This is a genomic window from Hymenobacter cheonanensis, assembly GCF_030581075.1.
In the GTDB taxonomy this organism is placed as follows: domain Bacteria; phylum Bacteroidota; class Bacteroidia; order Cytophagales; family Hymenobacteraceae; genus Hymenobacter.
On the sequence record NZ_JAUQSW010000001.1, the window covers coordinates 487858 to 513462 of the forward strand.

Sequence of the window (25605 nt, forward strand, 5' to 3'; positions counted from 1 at the left end):
CCCCTCCCCTTTGGGAGAGGGGGAGCCACGGTGGCGCGGATGTCTGAAAAAGGGCATTAGCTAAGTAAAAGAAACAGGTCGTTTGCCCAAAAGAAGACAGACGACCTGCAAGGTAAAAGTCAGAATCAGTAAAATAAGCTAACGCCAGTGCCGCTGTGGCTCCCCCTCTCCCGAAGGGGAGGGGGCCGGGGGGTGGGGTCCGGCGCTAGGGCACGGCGGTAGCTAGCCGCTCGCCCCTCCCATTTGGGGACTCACAGACTCCACGCTACTTCCCGCCCGACTCGACCAAGTTAGCCAGCACCCGGAAGGCGCCCGGCACGCCGGCCGGCAGCTCGCGAAACAGCGACAAGCCGGTGTAGATGTAGCGCCCCTTGCCATACGGCGCCACCAGAATGGCGCTCTGCTTATCGGTTTCGCCGGGGTCGTGGCTGGCGATAACGGGCTGATAATGCGCATCCCAACTCGACGGATAATATAGGCCTTGCTCCTGCACCCAGCCGGTGGCAAAGTCGGCGGGTGTGAGCTTGTTGGGAACATTCAGCACCGGGGCGCCGGGGTTCAAAAACGTAACGGGCGTGTTCTCGACCGTTACGCGGTCGCTGGAGAGTGCTAGCGGATAGGGCCCAATCTGGGGTAGCACGGTGCCGTAGTTCACTACGTACTGCACCAGCATGGTGCCGCCGTTTTCGACGTATTTGAGCAGCGCGGGCTGCTGCGTCTTAAGCTTATTGAGCACGTTGTAGGCGCGCACGCCGAGCACCACGGCGTCGTAGCGGGCCAGCCGCTCGGCGGTGAGGTCGGTGGCAGGGTCGAGGAGGGTCACGGTGTAGCCGAGCTGCCGCAGGGCTTCGGGCACCTCGTCGCCGGCGCCCATGAGGTAGCCGATGGTTTTGGTGTGGCCCCTGGCCACATTCAGCTTCACGAGCGGCGCGGTGGCCTCGGGGAAGAGCGTCTGGGTCGGAATGTGCGGGTAGATTATCTGCTGAATGCCCCGGCTGTACTTCTCGGCGCCTATAGTAGCCACGGCGCGCAGCTCACTTTTGCCCTCGGCCGCGCCGGCTAGGGGGCGCAGGGAGAAGTTGACGGTCTGCTCGTCGTCCTTGTTTTTGAGGGTGAAGGCGACGGTGGCGGGCTCGGCCTGCCAGCCGCTGGGCACCTGCAAGGCCAGTTGGCCCTGCACCCCGGCCTGGCCGGCGCGCAGCGTCACAGGCACTTGCTTGGGCTGCTGGTCGGCAAAGACGTAGGCGCGGGCGGCGGGAATATTCACCATCACCGGCGGCACCACGGCTAGCGGTTGGTAGAGTTCGCCGAGGACCGGGTCGGTGTGCTTGTATTGGACGGGGATTCTTAAGCGTGTATAAAATCCATTTTCAAAACTTATACTTAGATATCCTTCAAGCGGAGGTAGATTCTCAGGCCGGCCAATTAAAAATTGACGTTCTAGAAAATCATTAGGCTTAGACTCAAGGGACTGTCTAAATGCCAAGTATTCTGCACGAGTATATGACCTTACCTTATCCTCTAAGTGCGAATGCACGCCTGCTGGCAATTTTTCCGGTACAGCATACATTCCGACGCTACCTTTTTCACGTAGCCAATAGGGCTGAGATTCCGGCACGAAAAGCGGGACAAATTGATGCCTGCTTATACGCAAAGCCTTGTCTAGTTTAAGAGGTGTATGGAAAATGGTATCTGCGCCCACTGCTTTAGGAGAACCTTGGATATCCGCTAGCTGCCCAGCCACATTTGACCGACTTACAATCTCGTAAGTCACATCTATAGGCTGTCCCGGAGCAACTGTTGCAACGTTAGTTGTCGCCTCAACATAAAGTCCTAATGCGGCCCTTATCAGGACATCTAATAGTTCATCCTTTTCAGAAAGCCAAAATTGCTCAGCTGTGGTAGGCTTATTAATTGGAAGCCCAGCATCTTTTGCGTTAGCATTTGACAACAGTTGCTCTAGAGTTTTCTGCACACCTAACAACCCCGCCACGCTGGTGCTAGGGTTGCTCGCGTCATACTTCCGAATCACCTCGTCTACCAGTTTGCCAATGGCCGCGCCGCCCGGCACGCGGCTCCACGTCTGGTCGATGCCTTCGAATAAATCGGTTCTGGCGGGCGTGCCTTTCACGAACTGGAAGTACTCGATGGCCTCGCCGCGCTGGGCGGCCGCGCCGAAGCCCTGGCTGCGGTGCTGCGAGCGCGAGCGGGCCGCGATTTCGCCGTAGCTCTGGCCCAGCAGCGGGTTGTAGCCGCCGGCGTCGAGGGTGAGGTAGCCGGCCATGCTTTCGCCGGGCTTCACGAAGTAGCTGCCGGTGTTCCAGTACAGGCGCTTGGGCTGCCAGGCTTGCACGTATTGGAGCTGCTCGGGGAAGCGCTTGGGGTCGCCGGCGGCGTCGAAGGCTTCGGCGGCCAGGATGGCGCTTGCCTGGTGGTGGCCGTGGCCGGCGCGGGCATCGGGCGGGAAGCGGGTGATGAGCACATCGGGCCGCCGCTGGCGGATAACCCACACCATATCGGCGAGCACCTGCTCCTTGTCCCAGATGGTGAAGGTTTCGGCCGAGGTCTTGCTGAAGCCGAAGTCGTTGGCCCGCGAGAAGTACTGGTGCGCCCCGTCGATACGGCGCGCCGCCAGCAGCTCCTGGGTGCGAATGACGCCGAGCTGCTCGCGCAGCTCGGGACCGATGAGGTCCTGGCCACCGTCGCCGCGGGTGCAGCTGAAGTAGCTGGTTTCGAGCTGGCGGCCGTTGGCGAGGTAGGCCAGCAGGCGGGTATTCTCGTCGTCGGGGTGGGCGGCGATGTACATCACCGAGCCCACCACGTTGAGCTTTTTGAGGCCTAGCAGAATCTCGGACGAGGTATAGGTTTTGGGCGCCTGGGCTTTTGCAGTGAGCAGTGAGCAGTGCGTAATGAGCAGGGCCAGGCAGAGGCGGGCGGCGGTGCGTAAGGAAAAAGGCATAAACAGCAAACCAGTTTAGGCCGTGAAGTTACCGGCTAGCCTGCCCCGCCGGCCGCGTGCCCCGCCAGGCAGCTTCCAGCCAGGCACCTTGGGGCACAAAAAAAGCCGTCGATGCTGCGCTAGGCGCAACACCGACGGCTTTCTGATGAACCAACCGACTAGTCGCGGGCCGGGGTTTTCCGGTTGCCGCGCCGGTCGGCGTCGCTCAGCGTGAGCGGGCAGGCCAGCGGCGGCTGCAAACTAGTGGGCGAGTAGGCGGCGCAGTAGCCGGCTGCCCAGCAGCCGGCACAGCCACCGCCCAGCAGCCGGGCCTCGGCCCAGCTGTCGGTCAGCAGTGGAGTGGTGACATATTTCATAGCGGGAGGTATAGGGAGAGTGAGTGAAAACGCGATAGCTAGCCGGCCATTCGGACAAAAGCTGGGGGCTGTAGTCCCATAATGGGTCCAGTAGTTATCCGCTTGTCCCAAATGTCCACCCAACATGTGGGTTTAGTTGAATATTTCATGCGAATGGTCCTATTGGCTTACTGAGCGCACCTACTGGCTTCCTGAGCGGCCAGCGGGCTGGCGCGGGCCATCCACCAGTAAGCTGGGCCGGGGGCGGGGGCCGTATCTTTGGGTAGTTATGCTGCCCTCCCCTAGCCTGGCCGCGCCGGTGGCGGCCCCCGCCACTAGCCCCACCTTCCTGGCCCAGGTGGCGCAGGAACTGCTGGCCACCCACGACGTGGACGCCCTCTCGGAGCTTGTGGTGATAGTGCCCACGCGCCGCGCCGTGGTGTACCTCAAGAATGAGCTGGCCCTGGCCACCCCCGAGGGCCAGGCGCTGTGGGCCCCGCGCATTGCGGCCATGGAAGACTACATGGTGGAGCGCGCCGGCGTGCAGGTAGAGGAGCCCATTGCGCTACAGCTCTTGCTGTTCGATATTTTCAAGCACATCGACCCCGATTTGCAGTTCGACCACTTTGTGGGCTGGGGCGGGCTGCTGCTGCAAGATTTTTCGACCCTCGACCAGCACCTGGCCGACACCAAATCTATCTTCGAGTACCTGGCCGAGGCCAAGGCGCTGGAGCGCTGGCAGCTCGACCCGGAGAAAAAAACCACCGGGCTCGACCGCTACTTTGGCTTCTGGGGGCAGCTGCACAAGGTGTACCTGCGCTTTAAGGCGCGCCTCAAAAAAGAGCACCTTGCCTACCCGGGGCTAGCCTACCGGCGCGCCGTGCAGGGCCTGCGCCGCGAGTTGGCCGACGTGAAGCGGGCACTGCCCGCGCGCCACGTCTTCGTGGGCCTGGGCGGCCTGAGCAAGGCCGAGGAGACGTTTATCGGCCTGCTGCGCAGCCGGGGGCTGGCCGATTTGTACTTCGACGGCGACCCGTTTTACCTCGAAGACACCTCGCCCAACCGCGCCGGCCAGGCCCTGCGCCGCTACTGGAAAGCCTGGAACCTGCCCCTCAACGACTTCACCTACCAGGACCACCTGCGCGGCCGGCCGCACCACATCCGGCTGCTAGGGGTGGCCAATGCCAGTATGCAGGGCAAGCTGGCTGGCCAGCTGCTGGCCGAGGCGCGCCTGCGCAACCCCGCCGCCACGGTAGCCGTGGTGCTGCCCGACGAAACCCTGCTGCTGCCCGTGCTGCACGGCCTGCCGCCTGCCGAGCTGGTGCCCGATTTCAACGTGACGATGGGCCTGAGCTTCCAGAGCACGGCCTTGTTTAACCTGGTCGATTTGCTGTTTGAGGTGCACCTTACCGGCATCCGGGAGGGCGAGCCGGGGCGCGACTACGGCGTGCCCAAGTACCACCACCTAGCCGTGAGCAAGCTGCTGGCGCACCCTTTTTTGCGGCGCTACCAGCAGTGGCAGGATGCCCAGGCCGGCGAGCCGCAGTACCACGGCCTGCTCGACAATATTTGCCGCGAGATTGTGAAAAAGCACCTGGTGCTGCTGCCCGCCACCGACCTGCTGCGGCTCGGGCACGGCCACCCGCTCATTGAGGCGCTGTTCAAGACCTGGGATAATTGCGACAATATCATCCGGGCCTGCTACACGCTCGTTGACTTGCTGAAGCAGGTGTATGCCCACGACCACGCGGCCATCGAGGCCGAGTACCTGTACCTGTTTTATACGCTTATCCGGCAGCTCGACACAGCCTTCGACTGCCGCGAGCAGCGCCTGAGCGTGCGCTCGTTCCGGCGCTTTCTGTATGACCAGATGCGGCGCACGCGCCTGCCTTTCGCCGGCGAGCCGCTGGCCCAGGTGCAGATAATGGGTTTGCTCGAAACCCGCGCCCTGGACTTCGACCACGTCATCATCCTGAGCTGCAACGAGAACACGCTGCCTGCGCCCAAGCGCCAGCAGTCGCTCTTCCCCTACGATGTGCTGGCCGAGTACAAGCTGCCCACCTACGCCGACGCCGAGGCCAATGCGGCCTACAACTTTTGGCGGCTCTTGCAGCGCGCCGGCCGCGTAGACCTGGTGCACGTGCTGCCCGGCGCCGAGGGCGTGCGCACCGGCGAGCGCAGCCGGTTTTTGCGCCAGATTGAGTTTGACCTAGCCGCCCAAAACCCAGATTTGGTGCTGGAAAGCGAAACAGTGCAGGTGCCCGCCGGGCTGCCGGCCAGCCAGGATGAGCTGCTCGGCGACCTGGTGCTGGACAAAGACGAGGCCATGCTCACGGGCCTGCGCGGCGTGCTCGAGCGTGGCCTCTCGCCCTCGGCCCTGAACGAGTTTATCAGCTGCTCGCTCAAGTTTTACTTTTCGCGGCTAGCCCGCTTTCAGGAGAATGACGAGGTGGAGGAGGCGCTCGGGGCCGATGGCTTCGGCACGGTGGTGCACGATGCGCTGGAGCAGCTGCTGAAGCCCTTCGAGCTGGAGCAGCGCGACCTCACGGCCGCCGACCTCCCCGACATTCTCAAAAAAGTGCCGGCCGAAGTCACCCGCCAGCTGCGCCAGGAGGGCGCCGAGCGCCAGGCCCGGCCCGACGATGGCCTCAACCACGTGCTGGGCCAGGTGGCCACGCGCCTCATTCGCAAGTACTTAGAAAGCCTGCCTAGCCAACCGGGCGTGCTGCCGCTGCGCATCGCGGCCCAGGAAAAGCCGATGGTAGCGACCGTGTTTGTAGACCTGCCGGGCCGGGCCACCAAGCTGCCGGTGCGCATCCTGGGCCGCGCCGACCGCATCGACGCGCTACCCGACGGCCGCCGGCGGGTGGTGGACTACAAAACCGGCCTCGTGGAGCGCCGCGAGCTAAACCTGCGCGGCACCCAGAAGCCCCTGAGCCCGGCCGATACCGTGGCGCGCCTGCTCACGGAGTCGAGCAGCGGCGCCGACAAGGTGCGTCAGCTCTGGCTCTACCGCTTCATGCTGGAAAGCGACCCTAGCCAACCCGCGCCGCCCGGCTCGGAGGCCGCTATTATGAGCCTGCGCAAAATCGACGAGGGCCTACTCTCGGCGCCGCTCGACTTTATCACCGAAGGCACCGGCGAACCCGACTTCCTGCTAGCCAGCGCCGAGCTTATTTCGCGCTTGACCCAGCGCATGCTGGACCCCGCCGAGCCCATCCGCAAAACCGACGACCTGGCCAAGTGCGAGTATTGCCCCTACCGCGGCATCTGCGCGCGGTAAGGTTTTTGCGGGGCAGCCAGGTCGTTACTTTGTCATTGCGAGGAGGAACGACGAAGCAATCGCACCTGAATGGCACCCGAGCAACTCGTCTTGATGCGATTGCTTCGTCGTTCCTCCTCGCAATGACAGGCACACTCTGGCAATGCCCTACGTTCTCATGCAGAAAAGCCTAGTCCACCGCCTGCTCAACCCGTTTCTGTTGTGGCGCCTGCGCCACGTGAGCGAGCGCGTGTACGTGGTGTGGCTGGCGGGGCTGGTGGGCGTGCTGGCGGGGCTAGCCGCGGTGGCCCTCAAAACGGCCGTGCACTGGCAGCAGGCCCGGCTGGCCTCGGCCGTAACGGAGCCCAACCGGGTATTTGCGCTGTCCATTTACCCCATCATCGGCATCACGCTCACGGTGCTCGTTACCAAGTATTTGCTAGGGGGCAATCTTGGCCGGGGCATCGGGCCCATTATTTATAACACAGCCCGCGAAAACGCCATTGTGCCGCGCTCCAAGCTGTACTCGCAGCTGATTACGGCATTTCTTACGGTGTCGTTTGGCGGGTCGGCGGGCACCGAGGCGCCGATTTCGGTCACGGGCGCGGCCATTGGCTCCAACGCGGCCAGGGTGCTGCGGGCGGGGCGGCGGCGGCGGCGCCTGCTCACGGGCTGCGGGGCGGCGGCGGGCGTGGCAGCCATCTTTAACGCGCCCATTGCGGGCGTGCTGTTTGCGGTAGAAGCCATTTTGCTGGAGCTGCCGGCCCAGTATTTTATTCCGCTGCTCATCTCCTCGGCCACGGCCACGGTGGTGTCGAAGGCCTTGTACGCGGGCCAGCCATTTGCGCTCATTACCAACTCATGGGTGGTCAACACGGTGCCGTTTTATGCCGTGCTAGGGCTGCTGATGGCCCTGCTGTCGGTATACATGATTCGGACCTACCACTGGTTCGACCACTTTTGGGACCGCTGGCCGGGGCTGCGCTGGCAGAAGGTGCTGCTGGGCGGCACGGCGCTGGGCCTGCTCATTTTTCTGTTTCCGCCGCTCTACGGCGAGGGCTACACCACGGTGGTGGAAAAGCTGCTGGCCGGCAACGCCCAGGCCCTCACCGACGACAGCCTGTTTTCGGTGTACGGCGACAACAACGTGTGGCTGCTGCTCATCCTGGTATTTTTCACGATGATGATGAAGGTGGTGGCCACGAGCATAACCGTGGGCGCGGGCGGCAACGGCGGCATGTTTGGCTCGTCGCTGGTGGCGGGGGCGCTGGGCGGCTTCCTCTTCGCGCGCCTCGTGAATTTGACGGGGCTGGTGGCCATTCCGGAGGTGCATTTTGTGGTGCTGGGCATGGCCGGCGTGCTGGCGGGCGTGGTGCACGCGCCGCTCACGGCCATCTTTTTGATTGCCGAAATCACGGGCGGCTACGCGCTGTTTGTACCGCTGATGTTCGTCACGAGCTTTTCGTACCTCATTACCAAGCACTTCGAGCCCTACTCGGTATACACCCGCAAGCTGACGCAGAAAGGCGTGGATGTGTACGCCAACCGCGACCGCGACCTGCTCTCGCGCCTCGACCTGCACCGCCTGCTCGATACCGATTTTCTGACCCTGCGCCCCAGCGCCACCCTCGGCGAGCTGGTAGAGGTGTTTCGGCACGCGCACCGCAACGTGTTTCCGGTGGTGGGCAAAAGCGGGCTGCTGCGCGGCGTCATCAGCCTCGATATGGTGCGCGACACACTTTTCGACGGCGCCCACTACACCACCACCAAGGTAAGCGAGCTGATGCAGCGGCCGGTGGCCGTCATTCACGCTACCGACAGCGTAGAACACTGCCTCGACCTGCTGGAGCGCACCGACAGCACCGCCCTGCCCGTGTGCGACGACGAGGGCAACTACCTGGGCTTCATCACAAAGTCGGCCATCCTGGCCAGGTACCGCCGCGAGCTGATTGAGGAAGGCCAGGTTTAATTGTTAGTGGTTAATTATTAATTGTTAATGGGTAGCAAAGAGAATATTCTAAAGGATAAAAGCTTTGCTTTTGCGGTGCGTGTGGTGCGGCTTTACCAATACTTGGTAGCTCGAAAGCAGGAATACATTCTTTCCAAACAGCTACTGCGGAGTGGTACTTCAGTAGGTGCAATGGTGCGGGAGGCTGAACACGCACAAACTAGAGCAGATTTTATCCACAAATTATCCATCGCCCAAAAAGAAATAAATGAAAGCGTGTACTGGCTCGCTTTGCTGGCTAGCACCGATTATCTCACCCCATCCCAAGCCGCTGGTCTGCAAGCTGATGCCATTGAACTCCTCAAGATTTTAACGGCCATCATAAAGACTGCCAAAAGCTCTCTAAAAAATTAACCATTAATAATTCACCATTGACAATTAATCAAAACTCGATGGCCGCCGTGGGTTTTTGGTGGCTGATTATCAGCCCCACCATCATCAGCACACTGGTGAGCAGAATGACGACGAACAGGATATTCTCGCTCACGTCGCCAAGCACGTGCTGGGCCGGAATGCTGTAAAAAAGCAGCACCGTGATAAGGCCCTTGGGCGCGATAAACAGCTCGGGCAGCAGGTCGGTGCGCGCCACAAAGCGCAGATACAGAAAGCGAAGCGTCGTGAGCACGGCCACTATCAGCACGCCCTGGCCCAGCAGCTGCCAGCTGATGAGGTTAGCCAGGGTGATGGAGTAGCCGAAGAGCAAAAAGAAGAACGTGCGGATGAGAAACGCCGACTCGGCGGTGATGCTTTTGAGCTGGTGCAGGTCGGGCGCCAGGTCGGCGGCCGTGAAGCTGCGCCAGCCGGTGCGCAGCCGCAGCCAGCCCAGCAGCAGGTCGGCATTATTCACGGCTAGTCCGAAGGCCAGCACGAGCAGCAGCGACGAGAGGTGGAGCTGCTTGGCCAGGCTGTAAATAAGAATCAGGAAGGCAAAGAGCAGGAAAAACTTAACGTGCTCGCGCAGGCGGCCCAGCAAAAAGCTCAGTATCACGGTGCTGAACACGGCCACGAGCACAATCAGCAGCACGCCGCGCCCGAATGTGAGCAGGCCCTGGCCCTGATAAAAGTCTTCCTGGTCCACAAAATTGAAAAGCATGATGCCCAGAATATCGGAAAACGTGCTTTCGTAGACGATAAACTCCTGCTTTTCGCCCGTGAGGTTGGCCACGCTCGGGATGGCAATGGCGCTGCTAATCACCACTAAGGGCACGGCATTGAGCAGGCTGGTTTGCCAGCTGGCCCCTAGCCACAGGTGCAGCAGCCCGCCAATGGCGGCGGCCTGGGCCATGAGCATGACGAGCGCCGCCAGAAACGAGCGCCGGATGAGCGGCACTTTATCGCGGCTCAGGCGCAAGTCCAGGGCGCCTTCCAACACTATCATTATCAGACCGATAATGCCGAATATTTCCAGCAGGGTCTTGGGCACGTGAAAGTCGACGCCCCGGTACTCGGCCCACTGCCGCAGCCCGATGCCGGTGAGCAGCAGCAGCAGCACCGACGGCACCCGCGTGGCGCGCGAGGCCAGGTTAAACAGGTAGGATAAAATAACGGCCAGGCTCAGGCCAATGAGGATACCATAAGAAGTCATGCCCCTAGGGTACGGGCCCGCTCGGCGAGCCGTTGCCGGGGCGGCGGGCCTAGCTTTGGGGCGTGAAGCCTGATTCTTCTCTTTCGGCCGCGCCGCTCGTGGCGATAGTGGGCGGTGGCCCGGCCGGCCTGCTGGCCGCCCAGCGCCTGGCCGAGGCCGGGCTGCGGGTGCGGGTTTTTGAGCAGAAAGCCACCGTGGGCCGCAAGTTTCTGGTGGCCGGCCACGGCGGCTTCAACCTCACCAATGGCGAGGATGCGGCGGCTTTTGCCGGCCGCTACGGCGGCGCCAGCGCATTTTTTCGGGGCTTGCTCGCCCACTTCTCCCCCGGCGACCTACGCCGCTGGGCCGCCGACCTGGGCATCGCCACCTTCGTGGGCACCAGCGGGCGCGTATTTCCCGAGGCCCGGCACAAGCCCGCCGACCTGCTGCGCGCCTGGCTGCGCCGGCTGGGCGAGCTAGGGGTGGAAATTAACGTGCGGCACCGCTGGCTGGGCTTCGCGGGCGAAGCGGGGCTGCGGTTATTAAATGAGGCTTCGGGCGAGGAATTTACCCTGGAGCCCGCTGCTACCGTGCTGGCGCTGGGCGGCGCCAGCTGGCCCCAAACCGGCTCCGACGGCCACTGGGTGCCGCTGCTGGCTGGCCTCGGCGTGGCCTGCCAGCCCTGGCAGCCGGCCAACTGCGGCGCCGAGGTGGCATGGTCGGTCTTTTTCAAAGAGAAGGTAGGCCGCGCCCCGCTCAAAAATATTGCCCTGAGCTGCGGCGAGCACACGGTGCGCGGCGAACTTATGCTCACCGATTACGGCCTCGAAGGCACGCCCGTATATGCCCTTACGCCCGCCCTGCGGACGGCCCTGGCGGCGGGCGGCCTCGCTAGCCTGCACCTCAACCTGAAGCCCGACCTGGCGCCCGCCGAGCTGGCGCGCCGCCTGGCCCAGCGCCGGCCGGGCACTTCGCTCGCCGCTTTTCTGGCCGGCGCTCTCGGCCTGAAGGCGCCGGTGCCCACGCTGCTGCGCGAGCTGGCGGCCCCGGGCGCCGACCTGGGGGCTAGCCTCACGGCGCTGCCTATTGCAGTGGCGGGCCTGCGGACGCTGGCCGAGGCTATTTCATCGGCGGGCGGCGTGCCATTTTCGGAAGTGACTGAAAATCTGATGCTGCGGCGCGGCGCCGGCACCTTTGTGGCCGGCGAAATGCTGGATTGGGAGGCGCCCACCGGCGGCTACCTGCTGCAAGGCTGCTTCAGCACCGGGGCCTGGGCGGCGGCGGGCGTGCGCCAGTGGCTAGGCAGGTAGCGCGCAGCTCAGAAGTAGCGCGCAGCTTCTGAGCTGCGTGCGAGCGGAGCGAGCAACTCGCGCTGGGGTCATCTGGCCCCAAATGTTGGTTGCCCCGCAGGAGCGCGAAGCTTCTGCGGGGCAACCAGCCAGTGCCACTTGCAGTAAACCCGGCATCTTCTCACTCAACCTACTTAAGTATGGCAGCGGCTTCCGGTTCCGACGATATCTACACCACTTTCAAACATGATGTGAACATGACGGCCAGTGAGCTGGAGAAATGGCTCAAAACCGACGAGTCGAAGTCGGTGGGCCAGGCCAGCGGCGATGGCGAAAGCATCGGCCACCACTCGGGCGAGCACATTATCAAGATTCTGCACAAGAAAAAGGCCGACCTCACGCCCGACGACGAGGCCCACATGCACAAGGTGCACAGCTACGTGAGCCGCCACTCGGCCCAGGGGCCCGACGACAAAAAGGACATCCCCACCTCACGCTGGCGCTACTCGCTCATGAACTGGGGCCACGACCCGCTGAAGAAGTAGGCATAGGCGTGGTGCGCCCTTGCGCAAGCGCCCGCGGCATTCGGGCTTCAGTACAGCCAGGTGGCCTAGCTGCGGTTTTGCAGCGCTTTTTGCTCGGCCTCTTTGAGGAGGTTTCTGGCCTCGCGCACCAGCTGGCGGCCGGGGTCTAGCTCATCGCGGGCAATGAGGGCGAAAAGCAGCAGGAATGACACGATGGGCAGGAGCCAGCCCAGCGCAAACCATAACCAGAACGAGCGCCCGCGCGAGGCGGCGCAATAGCCCGTCATGATGGGGATGAAGGACAGCGCCACGACCATCACCAAAAGCATGTCGACGAAGAGCATAGGCTGGGGCTAGGGGTGGTGAAAGGGCGACAGGACCGCGGCTGAGGTCAGCAACCCGAAGTTACGGTGAAGTTAGGAAAAAGTGCTGCGGCCGGCTGGCCGGGCATGGCTATTAATTGGATTTTTACGTATGAAGGGCTAGCCAATGCTGCCTACGTACGCGTGGGCGGCGCTTTCGGCCCTGGCGGCCATCGCCCCATCGCCCCCCGACTGCCACCTATGTGGGAACACCAAAGCTTGTTTCGCGTTTCGGCTCAGCTCTTTGCCGAAGGTATTTTTAATTTGCTCGACCGCAATCTGCGGCCTGAGGTTTTTTTGCTGGGCCTGGCTTCGGGCCGCGAGGAAGACGACCCGCAGAGCGTGGTGGTAGAACCCACCAGCCTGCGCTACTCACCGTCCGAGTTTGGCACTATCAAAACGCTGGCTGCCTCGTTTGAGGCCGGCGACCTGAGCCCGCGCGACAACGTGTACCACCTGCACCCGCAGGACCACGACCGCATGGAAAAGCAGCATTGGTACGAGCTGGTGTGCAAAGCCACCGACCAAACCTTGCAGGAAATAGTGGCGCGACGCGGCGAAAACCGCCGCTGCTTCTGCTCTACGCCGCTCAGCCTCAACGGCTACCTGGTGGTGGTCGTTATTCAGCTCGCGGCCGATACCTACAATTCCTATTACACGCTGCCCGGCAAGCCGGGGCCCAACCGGCCGTGCTCGCTGCCGCACGCGGCGGTGCTGGAGTTTTTGCACGAGTGCACCCGCGCCCTGCGCGAGGCCGACACCGCCGACAACGAGCAGCCGGTGCTGGACCGTGACTACAACGAGGTGCTGCGCGGCGCCGGCCGGCGCCTCATGCTGCGCATTTCGCCCGGCAGCGCCCACGGCCTGTATGATGCCTGCCTGGGCGTGGCCGCCCTGCGCCACGAGGGCGATGAGGGCCGCGGCACCATGCTGCTGGGCCGCCGCCAGCACCCGGCCATTATGCCGGTGCTGACGCTGGAAACCCCCGTGCCGCTGCGCGACCACCGCTCCATCCGCAAGCTGCTGGAGCTGACGGAGGGCGCCACCGGCCTGGTGTCGGATGCGGCGCACGTATTTGGGCTAGGCCACCCGGTGGCCGAAACCTCGCCGCAGTACGAGCCGCTGGCCACCGTGCACTTCACCAACCACTACGGCTGGGAGCTGCGCCACGCCGGCCACACCCTCATGCGGGTGGTGAGCAACACGCCGCGCCTGCCCCAGGGCAAGGTGCAGGCCGATAATTTTGCCCGCGTCATCCGGCAGGTTTTTCCGGAGATTGACGACAACAACGTGGAATACCTCTGGGAGCTGGCCCTCGAAGCCTCCAACCAGAGCCACGGCACTATGCTCTGCATCACGGCCGGGGCCAAGCCCGAGGCCGAGCGCCTGCGCCGCCAGTGCTTTCGGGTGGTGCCCCGGCCCATGACGCCGCCCGTGCTGCGCCAGGCCAGCAGCATCGACGGCGCGGTGCTCATCGAGCCTAGCGGCGTGTGCTACGCCATTGGGGTAATTCTGGACGGACAGGCCACCGAAAAGGGCGACAGCAGCCGGGGCGCGCGCTACAACTCGGCCGTGCGCTATACCAGTTCCTCGCCCTACCCCTGCCTGGCCATTGTGGTGAGCGAAGATGGCTGGATTGACCTGCTGCCCTCGCCTCAGCACAGTGCCGTGCCGGTGCCGGTCGTAAATGCGGCCGCCCGCTAGGGCGGCTTTTGCCCGAACGCTGAACGGATGCGGAAGATGGTGTGGGGCAGCGCCCCGCGCCATCTTTACTATTTGCCTGGCTTTCTGATGCGGGCTTAGCCGGCCGGGCGCTAATTTCGCAGCTTCGCCCCCAGCTTTTCCCTTCACCACTATGATACTTATTGCCGACGGCGGCTCGACCAAAACCAGCTGGTGCCAGCTCTCCGACGCGGGCCAGCGCGTGTACTTCAACACGGAAGGCTACAACCCCGACTTTGTGGATACGCAGGATATCGTTGCCTCGCTCGCCATCAACCTGCCCGATACGCTGCCCCAGGCGGCCGTGCGCGAGGTCTATTTTTATGGCGCCGGCGTGTCGAGCCCCGCCAAGGCCGAGGTGATTGCCGCCGCCCTGCGCCACCAGTTTCCCAACGCCACCAAAGTGGAGGTGACCGAGGACCTGCTGGCCGCCGCCCGCGCGCTGCTAGGCCACCAGCCGGGCTTTGCGGCCATCCTGGGCACGGGCACCAACTCGTGCATCTACGACGGCCAGAAAATCACCTACAACGTGGACTCGCTGGGCTACTTCCTGGGCGATGAGGGCAGCGGCTCCTTTTTGGGCAAGCGCCTGCTGCGCGACTACCTGCGCGGCCTGCTGCCCGACGGCCTGGGCGAGGCCCTGAAGGAGGAATACAACCTCGGCACCCGCAACGACATTATTGACCGGCTCTACAACCAGCCGCTGCCCAACCGCTTCCTGGCCAGCTTCGCCAAGTTTTGCTACGACCACAACAACGTGAGCTACTGCCGCCAGATTGTGGTGGAGGCCTTCGAAGCCTTCTTCCAGAACCTGGTACTACACTATCCTGATTATCAGAGCCTGACGTTTAATTGCATTGGCTCGGTCGGCTACAATTTCCGCGATGCCCTTACGCAGGTGGCCAACAGCCACGGCATGCAGGTGGGCAAGATTATCCGCTCGCCCATCGACGATTTGGTGAGCTTTCACGAGCACGCGGGCTAGCCCCAGGCCTTGAATTAACCCTAAAATCCGTCCGTCATGATGAGCTTGCCGAAGCATCTTGGCTGGTCCGTTGGAATAGTAATCCGCACGTAACCAGCCAATATGCTTCGGCAAGCTCAGCATGACGGACGTTGTTATTTTGTCTTTTATGACGTTTTCGTATGAAGCATCTATTCTCACCACTTACCGCGCTGCTGCTCGCCCTCACCGCCAGGGCCCAGGCGCCCGCTAAGCCGCCCACTGGCGACGTGTTTGTGGATGCCAGGGGCGTGCTGCGCTGGCAGAATACCAGGCGCGAGGTGGCGCTATTTGGCGTGAACTACACCGCGCCGTTTGCCTACTCGTACCGGGCGCTGGCCCGACAGGGCCTCAAGCACGAAGACGCCATCGACCAGGACGTGTACCACCTGAGCCGGCTGGGGCTCGATGCGTTTCGGCTGCACGTATGGGACATCGAGATTACCGACACGCTCGGCAACTTGCAGCCAAACGACCACCTGCGGCTGCTCGACTACTTGATTTCCAAGCTAAAAGCGCGGGGCATCAAGATTATTCTCACGCCCATTGCCTACTGGGGCAATGCCTACCCCGAGCCCACTAATACCGGCCGGGGCTTTTCGAGCCTCTACGACAAGCGGGCGGCCTACACCAACCCGCGGGCCATTCGGGCGCAGGAAAACTACCTGGGGCAGTTTCTCAACCACCGCAACCAGTACACCGGCCTGCTGAACCGCCAGGACCCCGACATTATCGCCTACGAGGTCTGCAACGAGCCCAACTACCAGCTGCCGCTAGCCCCGGTCTTGAGCTTTGCCAACCGCATGGTGGCGGCCATGCGCGCCACCGGCTACGCCAAACCCATTTTCTACAACATTGCGGAAAGCCCGGCGGTTAAGGACGCTATTCTGGATGCCAACGTGCAGGGCGTCAGCTTTCAATGGTACCCCGAGAGCCTGGTGAGCGGCCACGAGCTAAAGGGCAATTTCCTGCCCTACGTGGACCAGTACCCGCTGCCGTACCGCGGCGACAAGCGCTTTGACACCCGGGCCAAGATGGTTTACGAGTTTGAATCGGCCGACGTGTTGCAGCCCATTATGTACCCGAGCATGGCGCGCAGCTTTCGGGCGGCGGGCTTTCAGTGGGCCACGCAGTTTGCCTACGACCCGCTGGGCATTGCCTTTGCCAATACCGAGTACCAGACGCACTACCTCAACCTGGCCTACACGCCGGCCAAGGCGCTGAGTATGCTAATTGCCAGCCGGGTGTTTCACGCGCAACCGCGCGGGCAGGCGGTGCCGAGCTACCCGGCCGACTCGGTTTTCGGGGCAGCCCTGGTGAGCTACCGCCGCCAGCTAAGCCAGTGGAACGCGCCGGGCGAGTTTTTTTACACCGGCAACACAAACGATAATCCAGTGAAGCCAGCCGCGTTGCGGCACGTGGCGGGCGTGGGCTCGTCGCGGGTGGTGCAGTACGGCGGCAGCGGCGCCTACTTTCTCGACCAGCTAGCCCCCGGCGTGTGGCGCCTGGAGATAATGCCCGATGCCGTGCCCGTGAGCGACCCGTTTGCCACGGTTTCACTCAGCAAGGCTGTGACGCGCATAGTGTGGAATGAGCAGCCGCTCACGCTGGCATTGGCCGACTTAGGAACTGATTTTCAATTCAGCGGCCTGAACGATGGCAACACCGCCAGTGCCCAGGCCAGCGGCGGCCAGCTGCTGGTGCGTCCCGGCGCCTACCTGCTTACGAAGGCCGGCAAAGACAGCCGCGCCTGGACAGCACAATCGATTGTTGGCCCGCGCCGGCTAGGCGAGTTTGTGGCCCCGCCCGCCACGGCGGGCGCGCCGCAGGTGCGGCACCTGCCGGTGGCCCAGGCCACGGCCGGGCAGCCGCTGGCCATCACGGCCACAGTGGCCGGGGCTAGCCCCCTGGATAGCGTGCTGCTGGTGGCCCAGCACTACTACGGCCCCACGCGCAGCCTGCCCATGCAGCCTACGCCCAGCCACGCCAATACCTGGGCGGCCAGCGTGCCCGCCGCCCTCACCTACCCCGGCCTGCTGCGCTACTGGGTGGTGCTGAAACGGGCCGGCCAGCCGGCGCTCACTTTTCCTGGTGGGCAGCCGGGCGCCCCGCGCGACTGGGATTTTGCGCCCGTCGCCGCGCCCTGGCAAGTGCCGCTGGTGGCGGCCACGGCGCCGCTGCCCCTCTTCACCGCCGCCCTCGACCGCGATGCGGTAGAAGCCAAGGGCCTGGGCGAAGCCAACTGGATTGACTACCCCACCACGGCCAGTGGCGCGCTAGCCTTGCGCCTGGTGGCCAACCCGCCCAAGGCCGGCTCGCCGGCCCCCGCGGCTAGCCCGGCCGCTGCGCTCCGCGCTTACTTAGGTTCTAAAACAGCCGGCCGGGTGGTCGATTTAGCAAGCTTCAAAGAGTTGGTTTTCAAAGCCCAGAGCAGCCAGCCCGGCGCTACCCGGCTGCGGGTGGTGCTCGTAACGCGCGACGCGGTAGCCTATGAGGCCGCCGTGCCGCTGCCCGCCGCCGGGGGCGCGGTACGGGTGCCGCTGGGCGCGCTGCGGCCGGCGCCGCTGCTGCTCACGCCCCGGCCCTACCCCGGCTTTCTGCCGCTGACCTACGCGGCGCCGGGCGCCCCGGCCTTCCGCCTGGGTGAGGTAGAAGTGCTACAAATAGTACTTGACCAGCCGGCGGGTCTCACCGAGCCGCTGCGGGTCGATGTGGAGTCGGTAGAGCTGCAATAATCTGGCTTGATTCGACAGATGTTCATAAATAATACACTATTTTACAGTAACTTATTTACTACTTAATGTTCACTTTTTTCAGTCATCTTTTTTCTTTTTAGTATGTCCATTTCTACTCGTTTAGCCGCCTGGCTGTTGGTGCTGCTAGCCGCCAGCTGGCGGCCGGCCGCCGCCCAAACCACCCCCGCCTTTGCCAAGGGCGCCGACATCAGCTGGGTGACCGAGATGGAGGCCAGCAACTACAAGTTTTACAACAAGGCCGGCGCGCAGCAGGACCTGTTTGCGCTGCTCAAAAATGACTATGCGTTGAATACCATTCGGCTGCGGGTGTGGGTGAACCCACCCGGCGGCTACAACAACGCCACCGATGTGCTGGCCAAGGCCCAGCGCGCCCAGGCCCTGGGCTACCGCCTGCTCATCGACTTTCACTACAGCGACGACTTTGCCGACCCCGGCAAGCAAACCAAGCCCGCCGCCTGGCAAGCCTACACCCTGGACCAGCTCAAGCAGGCCGTGTACGACCACACCAGCAGCGTACTTACCCTCTTGAAAACCAACGGCATCACGCCCGAGTGGGTGCAGGTGGGCAACGAAACCAACGACGGTATGCTGTGGCCCGAAGGCCGCCTCACGGTGAACGGCTTCGCCAATTTCTCGGCCTTCATCAACCAGGGCTACGCGGCGGTGAAGGCCGTGAGCCCCACAAGCAAAGTCATCGTGCACTTTGCCAACGGCCAGGACAACGGCGCCTTTCGCTACTACTTCGACGGCCTCAAGGCCAACAACGCCAATTGGGATGTCATCGGCCTCTCGCTCTACCCCGACGCCGATACCTGGCCGACCTTCACCGCCCAGGCCCAGGCTAACATGAACGACATGGTGAGCCGCTACCCCGGCAAGGAAGTGATGGTGGTCGAAACCGGGCTAGCCAACTACGTGCCCATCGCCACCCGCCAGATGCTGCTCGACCTCATTGCCAAAACCCAGGCCGTGCCCGGCAGCAAAGGGCTAGGGGTAATCTATTGGGAGCCTGAGGCTTATAACTGGAAGGGCTACACGCTGGGGGCCTGGGGCACCGATGGCCGCGCTACGGCCGCCCTGGATGGCTTTTTGCCCGCCCCCACCCCGCCGCTGGTCAACAACCCCGGCTTCGAGTACACGGCCGCCACCCAAAACCCGCTGGGCTGGACTACTACCTCGACCGCCGATGCGGACGCCGACAAAACCGAGGGCCCCGGCCACAGCGGGCAGTTTCAGCTTACGCACTACAAGGCCACGGCTTACAGCGTTACTACCTCGCAGGTTATCAGCAATTTACCCAATGGCACCTACACGCTGCGCGCCTGGGTGCAGAGCGGCGGCGGCCAGACTACCTGCCAGCTCTACGGCCGCTCGGGCACCGCAGAGCAGGCCCGCGCCGTGCCCACCGGCACTTGGCAGCAGCTGAGCGTGCCGGGCATTGTGGTGGCCAACGGGCAGTGCGAAATCGGCCTGCGCTCGGTAGCCGGCGCCGGCAACTACTGCAACCTCGACGATGTGGAGCTGGTGGCTACCGTGCTGGCCACGGCCGCCCCCGCTAGCCTGGCCGGCGCCCCGCAGCTGTACCCCAACCCGGCCGCCGGCCCGCTGGCGCTGCGCTACGCGCTGGCGCGGCCCTGCGCCGTGCAGGTGGCGCTGCTCAGCCTCACCGGCCAGCGCCTGCGCACCCTGGCCGACCTACCGCTAGCCCCCGCCGGTGCGCACAGCCTGGCTCTGGGCTCGCTCGATAGCCTGCCGGCCGGCGTGTACCTGGTGCAGCTCACGGCCGATGGCTACACGAGCACCCAGCGCGTGGTGAAGCCCTAGCCCGCCGCTTAGCCCAACGCAAAAAAGCCCCCGCTGCCAACGCAGCGGGGGCTTTTTTGGGCAGCTTCCGGTGCTTAGAGCACCGATACTTTGCTGGTCGAAACCTTGTCGCCCACCTGCACGCGCATCAGGTAGGTACCGGCGGCCAGGGCGTCGGCATCTACGGGTGCGGTTTGGGTGCCCACGGGCTTGAGGCCGTTTTCGACGGTGCGCACGGTGCGGCCCAGCAGGTCGGTAAGCACGATGTTGACGTTGCTAGCCCGGTCGGCCACCTTATAGGTTACCGTGGAGGCGCCGCGTACGGGGTTGGGATACACGCCCAGGGCTAGCTCGGCAGCGCTGGCGCGGTTAGCCAGCGTGACGCCGGTAGTGGCTCCCACGTTGACGGTAGCGGCCTGCGTGCCGGGCACCAGCCGGAAATCGGGGTTAGCGCCCAGGTTCGGCGCCGCCGTGAAGGAAGCGGGCAGCGCCGCCGTGTTTTGCGGAATGAAATCGCTCGATACGTAGTCGCCGCCGCCATTATTCTGTAGCGCGAATACCTGCACGGCCCCGCCCGCCGTAGGCAGGCCTAGCGAAGCGCGGCTCAGGGCCACTTCGAGGCCGTAGGCAGGCACCGCGCCGGCGCCGTTGGTGCCGTAGCCGGGGTTGGTATTGAGGCTGGTAGCCGTGCGGTAGGCCACCTGGGCACCGTTGAACACCGTGAGGCTACCCGTTTGGCCCGTAATGGAGGCCGTGGCGCCGGTTGCGGCCACGCCCGTGGTGCCGCTCAGCACGGCGGCCGTAGCCGTGGGCGTAGTGCCGCCCGCGTACACCACGCCATCGACCTGGTATTGTGCGGCCGTGCCGTTGCCCTTGATGCCGATGCCCATATCGCCCGGCAATTCGAGGTAGGGCGCGAAGCCCTGGAACGACGTGGTAGAGGCAGTTGGCTTGGGCAGGGCTGTGCCCACGGGCACGCCCGTTACGCCGGGGCGGGCCACCAGCAGTTGCAGCGAGTTGGAGATGGTGGCCGGGCTGCCATCATTTTGCAGCGTGGCTACCAGAAAAAAGTAGATGTTGTTGGCATCGGCGGCGGCGTAGAGGGCTAGCACGCCCGCCGAGTTGGTGGCCGAGGGTGCAAAACCGTGCGTGCCGGTGTAGCGGCCCACCAGCGTGTAGTTGGCGGTACTTACTTCGGCGGCCGTCAACTGGCCATCAACCGTTACCTGCGCCTGGGCGCTGAGCGAAGCCACCGCCAGCGAGCCGGCAGCGGCGAGAGTAAATAGTTTTTTCATGAAACTGAAAAAAAAGGGTGGGTAAAAGACGGACCGGAGGCGAGCAACCGCAAGTGTCACTCAGCGAGGTAAATGTATTAAAAACACGCTAAAAATTAGCTGAATAATGCTGGTACTACGCACAATATTTTTCAGCTGTTACGTTAAGACCCCTTTTGCCCCAAAAAAACCCTAGCCAGCAATGCCCATGCGGTAGGCAATTGCTGGCTAGGGTTTTAAAAGCTAGCTAAGCGGCCGGGGCTATTGTACCAGCAGGCGGGTAGTCTGGGTAAGCTCGCCGGCTTGCAGGCGCACCAGGTACACGCCGGGGGCGAGGCCTTGCAGCGACAGCGTTTGGGTTTGCGCACCGGCGGCCTGGCGGGCCGGGGCTAGCTGGCGCACGGTCTGGCCGAGCAGGTTTTGCACCGCGATGCTGGCCGTGGCCGCCGTGGGCAGCTGGTAGGCCACGGTGGTGGTGCCGGCGGCCGGGTTGGGCGCCAGGCTCAACTGGAAGGCGGCCGTTTGCTGGGCGCGGGTGGCCAGCGGGTTGGCCACGGCAATGGGCTTGCTGGTGTACACGGCGTAGTCACCGGGCTGCAGGGCCATGGCCATGCTGGTGCTGGTCACGTTCAGGGTAGTGCCGGTGAGGTAGTTATACCACGTGCCGGTGCTGGGGAAGGTGATGGTCGCGTTCTGGGCCGTCACTTCAAAGTTGCCGTAGGTTACCACGGCCAGGTCGGCGTTGGCAATGTTGATGGTTTTGACGGCGCCGCCCAGGTTCTGGGTATACGAGGTGAAGGTGCTGAACACGGGCTGCTGCTTCAGCAGGGCCATCGCCTTGTAGGTGGTGTAGAGGTGGCGGCGGTTAGCATCCTGCTGGTAGTCCCAGCGAATGGGCTTCATGCCGGTGCGGCAGTCGGCGCTAGGCGTCGAGGGGGCGTTGATGCAGTAGTTGATGGTGTAGTCGTAGCCGAGTTCGCCAAACTGCCACACCATGCGCGGGCCAGGCTGGCTGAAGAAAATGGCGGCCGACATCTCGTCGCGCTTGAGGCCGGTAGGAATGTCTTTGGTCGAGTAGCTGCCGCTGGCGTTGCCGTAGGCCTCGTTCTTGAACTGCATGCGCTCTTCGTCGTGGCTTTCCATGTAGCCTATCGAGTTGGGCTTGCCCCAGCCGCGGCCACCCTGGTCGCCGTAGTAGCCGAAGCTCAGGTCCCAGCCATCCTTGTAGCCCATGGCGGCCTGGGTGTAGCTGCCGTTCATGTTGCCCCACAGCATCATGCCGAGGTCGCTGAGCACCTTGCCTTCATCAATGGGGTTAGCGCTGCTAGCCACATCGGGGAAGTGCTCCAGGATGGGGTACGAGGTGGGGTCGGCGGCTATCTGGGTGTTATAGTAATCCTGCCAGATGTTCACGCGCGTCTGGTCATATTGGCCGTAGGTGGCCGTCGTTTTGGGCACTTGGCTGAAGCCGCCGGCCAGGTCGAAGCGGTAGCCGTCGATGTGGTATTCCTGGAGCCAGAACTTGATAACGTTCTTCGAGAAATAGCGCGTGTAGGGGCTCTCGTGGTTCAGGTCGTTGTACACGCTGTAGGGGTGCGGCGCCGAGGTGTTGAACCACGGGTTGTCGGCGGTGGGGCCGGTGGTGATGTTGCCGTAGAGCTGCACCATCGGGCTAAGGCCGGTCGAGTGGTTGAGCACCATGTCCAGCACCACGGCAATGCCGCGGCGGTGGCACTCGTCAATCAGCGCCTTCAGGCTGTTTTTATCGCCGTAGTATTTGTCGGGGGCGAAGTAGAAGCACGGGCTGTAGCCCCAGTTGTCGTTGCCGTCAAACTCGTTGATGGGCATCAGCTCGATGGTATTCACCCCTAGCCGCTGAATGTAATTCAGCGTGTCTTTCAAGGTTTTATAATCGTGGCGGGCCGTAAAGTCGCGCATCAGCAGCTCATACACCACCATGTTGGTGCGGGCCGGGCGCTTGAAGTTGGTGGTCGTCCAGTTGTAAGCCGTTTGGCCGGTTTGCAGCACCGACACCAGCCCGGTAGCGCCGCTCGTGGGGTAGGCGCGCAGGCCAGGGTACACCGTATAGGCGGCCGTGTTGATGTACTTATCGTTGTCCGGGTCGAGGATTTTTTCGCAGTACGGGTCGGCCACGCGCAACTGGCCATCCACCAGAAATTGGTAGGCGTACTCCTGGCCCGGGGTCAGGTTATCAATCTGCACCCACCAGCGGCCGGTGGCCGGGTCGGTATCCACGGTCGAGGTCTTGTTCATGAGGCCGGCCGAGGTGGTTTGCCAGTTGTTGAACTCGCCCAGCACGTACACGAAGCTCTTTTTGGGGGCCGTCAGGGTCAGGATAACCGAGGTGCCGTTGGCCAGGTAGGTAATGCCGTCGGCCTTGGCGCCGGCGGGCAGCGCGGCGGTGGTTACGGGCGGCGCCACAATTACGGTGGTGGTGGCGGTGCTGGTGGTGGTGCCGTCGTTGGCGGTCAGCGTCAGCGTGTTCACGCCCTGCTGGCTGATGGTAACGTTGGCCGAGATGGTGGTAGCGTTGGTTTGCTGCGCCACCTGCGTGCCATTGAGCGAGAGCGTGATGGTAGAAGCTACCGTAGCCGTGCCAGCCACCGCTACCGAGGTGCCAGCGGCCACTACGGTATTGGCCGTGGCGGGGCTGGTGAAGTTCACCTGCACGCCCGGCGCTACCAGGATATCGCTGTTGCCCACGCCTTTGCCCTCGGGCGAGCCGCCGGTGCCGCGAAACACCATGGCCAGCTTTTTCAGCACCTCGCCCGAGCCGGCGAAGCCCGGGTAGTAGGTGCGCGGCGTGAAGGTGATGCTGTACTTGTGGTTGCCGAGCGGCGTTAGTTTCTGGGCGTCCGTGGTCGTGCTATAGGTAGTGCCCGCTACAAAGTGCCAGTTGGTATCGCTGGTGCTTTTGTCGGTGACAACCCCGGTCCAGATAAAGATGTCGCCGGTGTAGTTGGCTAGCCCCGCGTTGCCCAGCGTGGCATCGTAGGTGAGGGTAACGGGTGTGTCGGCGGTGAAATACGACGGACTAACCGTGACCGGCGACTGCGCCCAGGCGGCTGGCGCCCAGCCGGCCAGCAGCAAAATGGCCAGCACCAAACGCCCCAGGAGTTGAGGTTTTTTCATATAAAATGGGTGGGAAAAAGAAAAGGACGCTAGCCCGCAAACCGTGCGTAAGCGCAGCGTCTCAGCTAAGATACAACCGGCAGCGGGCGTTTTCCAGCGTTTTCACGCAGCATTCAGCAGCCTCGCCCGCAAACGTTTGCGCTCTTTTGAGCCGGTTAAACCGGGTTATTTCCGGCCCGCCTGCCAGCCCGGCCTACCTTTACGGCGTACTTCGCGTACTTCCAAAGCAGAAGCCTGGTACCGACCATTAGTTGTGTTTTTATGAACGTAGGAGATAGAGTACGGCTGCTCACGGGCACCGAGGAAGGCATCGTAACCCGCGTGCTCGACAGCGAGCTGGTGGAAGTAGCCATCGACAACGACTTTACGATTCCGGTGCTGCAACGCGAGCTGGTGCTCGTGGCCGCCGAGGAAGGCCAGGCCTTCCGCCGCCCCTCCCCCGAGCCCGCCCGCCCCGCCGCCACCGGCAGCAAAAAAAACAAGCCCCTGGGTGGCCAGCCCAAGGCCCAGCGCCCCGGCGCCCCAGCGCCGGCTAGCCCCGCCGGCCGACCGCAGCCGGCCGGCCCCAGCGCCGCCATGCCGCCGCGCCCGGCCGGCGCCACGCCCCCGCCGCCCGCCGCCAAGGGCCTGTACCTGGCCCTGGTGCACCAGGCGCCCGAGCTGCTGGCCCTGCACCTGCTCAACAATACCGAGGCCGAAGTGGTCTTCACTTACGGCGAGGAGCGCCTGGGCAAGTACCGCGCCCTGGCCACCGGCCAGCTCAAGGCCAAGGCCGCCAGCGCGCCCCTGGCCCACCTGCACCTTAAGGACTTTGAGCAGTGGCCCGCCGTGGTTTTTCAACTGCTGAGCTTTAAGCTGAACGCCGACACGGCCTACGACCTGCTCACCAAGCGCCAGTCGTTCAAGGCCAGCACCTTCTACACCAGCCGCCGGCCGGCGCCGGTTATTGGCAAGGAGGCCTACCTGTTTCAGCTCGACGAGCGCCCCGCCCCGGCCCTCAACCCCGAAAAGCTGGCCCAGGCCGAAGCTGCCCTGGACGCCGCCGCCGAAGCCGCCGCTAGCCCCGCCCCGGCCCTTAACCCCAAGCAGGCCAACGCATTGCAGCAGGCCTTGGCCGGCGATAAACCCCTGGCCGTGCCCGCCGCTATTGCCCCGGCTCCGCCCAAGCCGGCGGCCGCCCTCGTGGCCCCGCCCCACGAGTTTGACCTGCACATCGAGAAGCTGCGCCCCGAAGGGGCCGAAGGCCTCAGCAACACGGCCATGCTGCGCCTGCAACTCGATGCCTTCGAGGACGCGCTGAGCCGCGCCCTGGCCACCAACATGCACGAAATCATCTTCATCCACGGCGCCGGCAACGGCACGCTGCGCAAGGAGATTCATCGCCAACTGAGCCGCAACAAGGATATCAAATTCTTTGAAGAGGCGCAGAAAGAGAAGTTTGGCTACGGCGCCACGCTGGTGCGATTGAAGTAACGTATTTCTTCAATGCCTCAAGCTGAAAACTGGTGTATTACCCTGCTACATTAGCTACATTAGCGCAGTAGTACATCAGTTTACTTTTTACCCGCGACTTCTCAGATGGAGCCTGTCG

16 protein-coding genes are annotated in these 25605 nt (G+C 63.4%); 10 read left to right on the top strand and 6 right to left on the bottom strand.

Annotated features, from left to right (window positions below; genetic code table 11):
• Nucleotides 1-265: 265 nt before the first annotated feature.
• Nucleotides 266-2959, bottom strand: a complete 2694-nt coding sequence (locus Q5H89_RS02135) for a PIG-L family deacetylase (RefSeq protein ID WP_305017642.1) — start codon at nucleotides 2957-2959, stop codon at nucleotides 266-268.
• 158 nt (nucleotides 2960-3117) lie between these two features.
• The gene (locus Q5H89_RS02140; protein WP_305017643.1) at nucleotides 3118-3315 is read right to left on the bottom strand and encodes a hypothetical protein; all 198 of its coding nucleotides are present in this window, start codon (nucleotides 3313-3315) and stop codon (nucleotides 3118-3120) included.
• Between the two features lie 268 nt (nucleotides 3316-3583).
• On the opposite strand from Q5H89_RS02140, the gene Q5H89_RS02145 reads away from it, so the two are divergent.
• The 3 genes from Q5H89_RS02145 (at nucleotide 3584) to Q5H89_RS02155 (ending at nucleotide 8918) form a co-directional block, all read left to right on the top strand.
• Nucleotides 3584-6577: a PD-(D/E)XK nuclease family protein gene (locus Q5H89_RS02145; protein WP_305017644.1), complete on the top strand. Its 2994-nt coding sequence runs from the start codon at nucleotides 3584-3586 to the stop codon at nucleotides 6575-6577.
• A gap of 157 nt (nucleotides 6578-6734) precedes the next feature.
• On the top strand, nucleotides 6735-8525 hold the full coding sequence (locus Q5H89_RS02150) for a chloride channel protein (protein ID WP_305017645.1): 1791 nt from the start codon (nucleotides 6735-6737) through the stop codon (nucleotides 8523-8525).
• Between the two features lie 27 nt (nucleotides 8526-8552).
• Nucleotides 8553-8918 carry a four helix bundle protein gene (locus tag Q5H89_RS02155; RefSeq protein ID WP_305017646.1) on the top strand — a complete coding sequence of 122 codons (366 nt, stop codon included), beginning with the start codon at nucleotides 8553-8555 and terminating at the stop codon, nucleotides 8916-8918.
• 28 nt (nucleotides 8919-8946) lie between these two features.
• Here Q5H89_RS02155 and Q5H89_RS02160 read toward each other — a convergent pair whose 3' ends face one another.
• Nucleotides 8947-10149 (bottom strand): hypothetical protein, encoded by a 1203-nt coding sequence (locus Q5H89_RS02160; protein ID WP_305017647.1) that lies wholly within the window; start codon nucleotides 10147-10149, stop codon nucleotides 8947-8949.
• A gap of 62 nt (nucleotides 10150-10211) precedes the next feature.
• On the opposite strand from Q5H89_RS02160, the gene Q5H89_RS02165 reads away from it, so the two are divergent.
• Nucleotides 10212-11438, top strand: a complete 1227-nt coding sequence (locus Q5H89_RS02165; RefSeq protein WP_305017648.1) for a BaiN/RdsA family NAD(P)/FAD-dependent oxidoreductase — start codon at nucleotides 10212-10214, stop codon at nucleotides 11436-11438.
• 179 nt (nucleotides 11439-11617) lie between these two features.
• On the top strand, nucleotides 11618-11962 hold the full coding sequence (locus Q5H89_RS02170) for a DUF3140 domain-containing protein (RefSeq protein ID WP_305017649.1): 345 nt from the start codon (nucleotides 11618-11620) through the stop codon (nucleotides 11960-11962).
• Between the two features lie 65 nt (nucleotides 11963-12027).
• On the opposite strand, the gene Q5H89_RS02175 is transcribed toward Q5H89_RS02170, so the two are convergent.
• Nucleotides 12028-12285, bottom strand: coding sequence for a hypothetical protein (locus Q5H89_RS02175; RefSeq protein ID WP_305017650.1), 258 nt, complete (start codon nucleotides 12283-12285; stop codon nucleotides 12028-12030).
• 219 nt (nucleotides 12286-12504) lie between these two features.
• Here Q5H89_RS02175 and Q5H89_RS02180 point away from each other — a divergent pair, with 219 nt between their 5' ends.
• The 4 genes from Q5H89_RS02180 to Q5H89_RS02195 all read left to right on the top strand — a co-directional run bounded on the left by Q5H89_RS02180 (nucleotide 12505) and on the right by Q5H89_RS02195 (nucleotide 19608).
• The gene (locus Q5H89_RS02180) at nucleotides 12505-14007 is read left to right on the top strand and encodes a DNA integrity scanning protein DisA nucleotide-binding domain protein (RefSeq protein WP_305017651.1); all 1503 of its coding nucleotides are present in this window, start codon (nucleotides 12505-12507) and stop codon (nucleotides 14005-14007) included.
• 151 nt (nucleotides 14008-14158) lie between these two features.
• Nucleotides 14159-15010 (top strand): N-acetylglucosamine kinase, encoded by an 852-nt coding sequence (locus Q5H89_RS02185; protein WP_305017652.1) that lies wholly within the window; start codon nucleotides 14159-14161, stop codon nucleotides 15008-15010.
• Between the two features lie 161 nt (nucleotides 15011-15171).
• Complete coding sequence (locus Q5H89_RS02190; protein ID WP_305017653.1) at nucleotides 15172-17763, top strand: membrane or secreted protein; 2592 nt, start codon at nucleotides 15172-15174, stop codon at nucleotides 17761-17763.
• Nucleotides 17764-17865: 102 nt separating this feature from the next.
• Nucleotides 17866-19608 (top strand): glycosyl hydrolase 53 family protein, encoded by a 1743-nt coding sequence (locus Q5H89_RS02195; RefSeq protein ID WP_305017654.1) that lies wholly within the window; start codon nucleotides 17866-17868, stop codon nucleotides 19606-19608.
• Between the two features lie 74 nt (nucleotides 19609-19682).
• Here the strand turns inward: Q5H89_RS02195 and Q5H89_RS02200 are convergent, their stop codons facing one another.
• Together Q5H89_RS02200 and Q5H89_RS02205 are read right to left on the bottom strand one after the other, a co-directional pair.
• Nucleotides 19683-20882, bottom strand: a complete 1200-nt coding sequence (locus Q5H89_RS02200; protein WP_305017655.1) for a T9SS type A sorting domain-containing protein — start codon at nucleotides 20880-20882, stop codon at nucleotides 19683-19685.
• Nucleotides 20883-21122: 240 nt separating this feature from the next.
• Nucleotides 21123-24014: an alpha-amylase family glycosyl hydrolase gene (locus Q5H89_RS02205; protein ID WP_305017656.1), complete on the bottom strand. Its 2892-nt coding sequence runs from the start codon at nucleotides 24012-24014 to the stop codon at nucleotides 21123-21125.
• 261 nt (nucleotides 24015-24275) lie between these two features.
• Between Q5H89_RS02205 and Q5H89_RS02210 the strand changes: the two genes are divergently transcribed.
• Nucleotides 24276-25487, top strand: coding sequence for a Smr/MutS family protein (locus tag Q5H89_RS02210; protein WP_305017657.1), 1212 nt, complete (start codon nucleotides 24276-24278; stop codon nucleotides 25485-25487).
• The last annotated feature ends 118 nt before the right edge of the window (nucleotides 25488-25605 follow it).

Excerpts from the sequence above, each read along its gene's own strand:
- Q5H89_RS02185 (WP_305017652.1), top strand. The coding sequence starts at position 14,159 with ATGATACTTATTGCCGACGGCGGCTCGACCAAAACCAGCTGGTGCCAG.
- Q5H89_RS02135 (WP_305017642.1), bottom strand. The coding sequence starts at position 2,959 with ATGCCTTTTTCCTTACGCACCGCCGCCCGCCTCTGCCTGGCCCTGCTC.
- Q5H89_RS02205 (WP_305017656.1), bottom strand. The coding sequence starts at position 24,014 with ATGAAAAAACCTCAACTCCTGGGGCGTTTGGTGCTGGCCATTTTGCTG.
- Q5H89_RS02190 (WP_305017653.1), top strand. The coding sequence starts at position 15,172 with ATGAAGCATCTATTCTCACCACTTACCGCGCTGCTGCTCGCCCTCACC.
- Q5H89_RS02175 (WP_305017650.1), bottom strand. The coding sequence starts at position 12,285 with ATGCTCTTCGTCGACATGCTTTTGGTGATGGTCGTGGCGCTGTCCTTC.
- Q5H89_RS02160 (WP_305017647.1), bottom strand. The coding sequence starts at position 10,149 with ATGACTTCTTATGGTATCCTCATTGGCCTGAGCCTGGCCGTTATTTTA.
- Q5H89_RS02155 (WP_305017646.1), top strand. The coding sequence starts at position 8,553 with ATGGGTAGCAAAGAGAATATTCTAAAGGATAAAAGCTTTGCTTTTGCG.
- Q5H89_RS02145 (WP_305017644.1), top strand. The coding sequence starts at position 3,584 with ATGCTGCCCTCCCCTAGCCTGGCCGCGCCGGTGGCGGCCCCCGCCACT.
- Q5H89_RS02180 (WP_305017651.1), top strand. The coding sequence starts at position 12,505 with ATGTGGGAACACCAAAGCTTGTTTCGCGTTTCGGCTCAGCTCTTTGCC.
- Q5H89_RS02140 (WP_305017643.1), bottom strand. The coding sequence starts at position 3,315 with ATGAAATATGTCACCACTCCACTGCTGACCGACAGCTGGGCCGAGGCC.
- Q5H89_RS02200 (WP_305017655.1), bottom strand. The coding sequence starts at position 20,882 with ATGAAAAAACTATTTACTCTCGCCGCTGCCGGCTCGCTGGCGGTGGCT.
- Q5H89_RS02170 (WP_305017649.1), top strand. The coding sequence starts at position 11,618 with ATGGCAGCGGCTTCCGGTTCCGACGATATCTACACCACTTTCAAACAT.
- Q5H89_RS02150 (WP_305017645.1), top strand. The coding sequence starts at position 6,735 with ATGCAGAAAAGCCTAGTCCACCGCCTGCTCAACCCGTTTCTGTTGTGG.
- Q5H89_RS02195 (WP_305017654.1), top strand. The coding sequence starts at position 17,866 with ATGTCCATTTCTACTCGTTTAGCCGCCTGGCTGTTGGTGCTGCTAGCC.
- Q5H89_RS02210 (WP_305017657.1), top strand. The coding sequence starts at position 24,276 with ATGAACGTAGGAGATAGAGTACGGCTGCTCACGGGCACCGAGGAAGGC.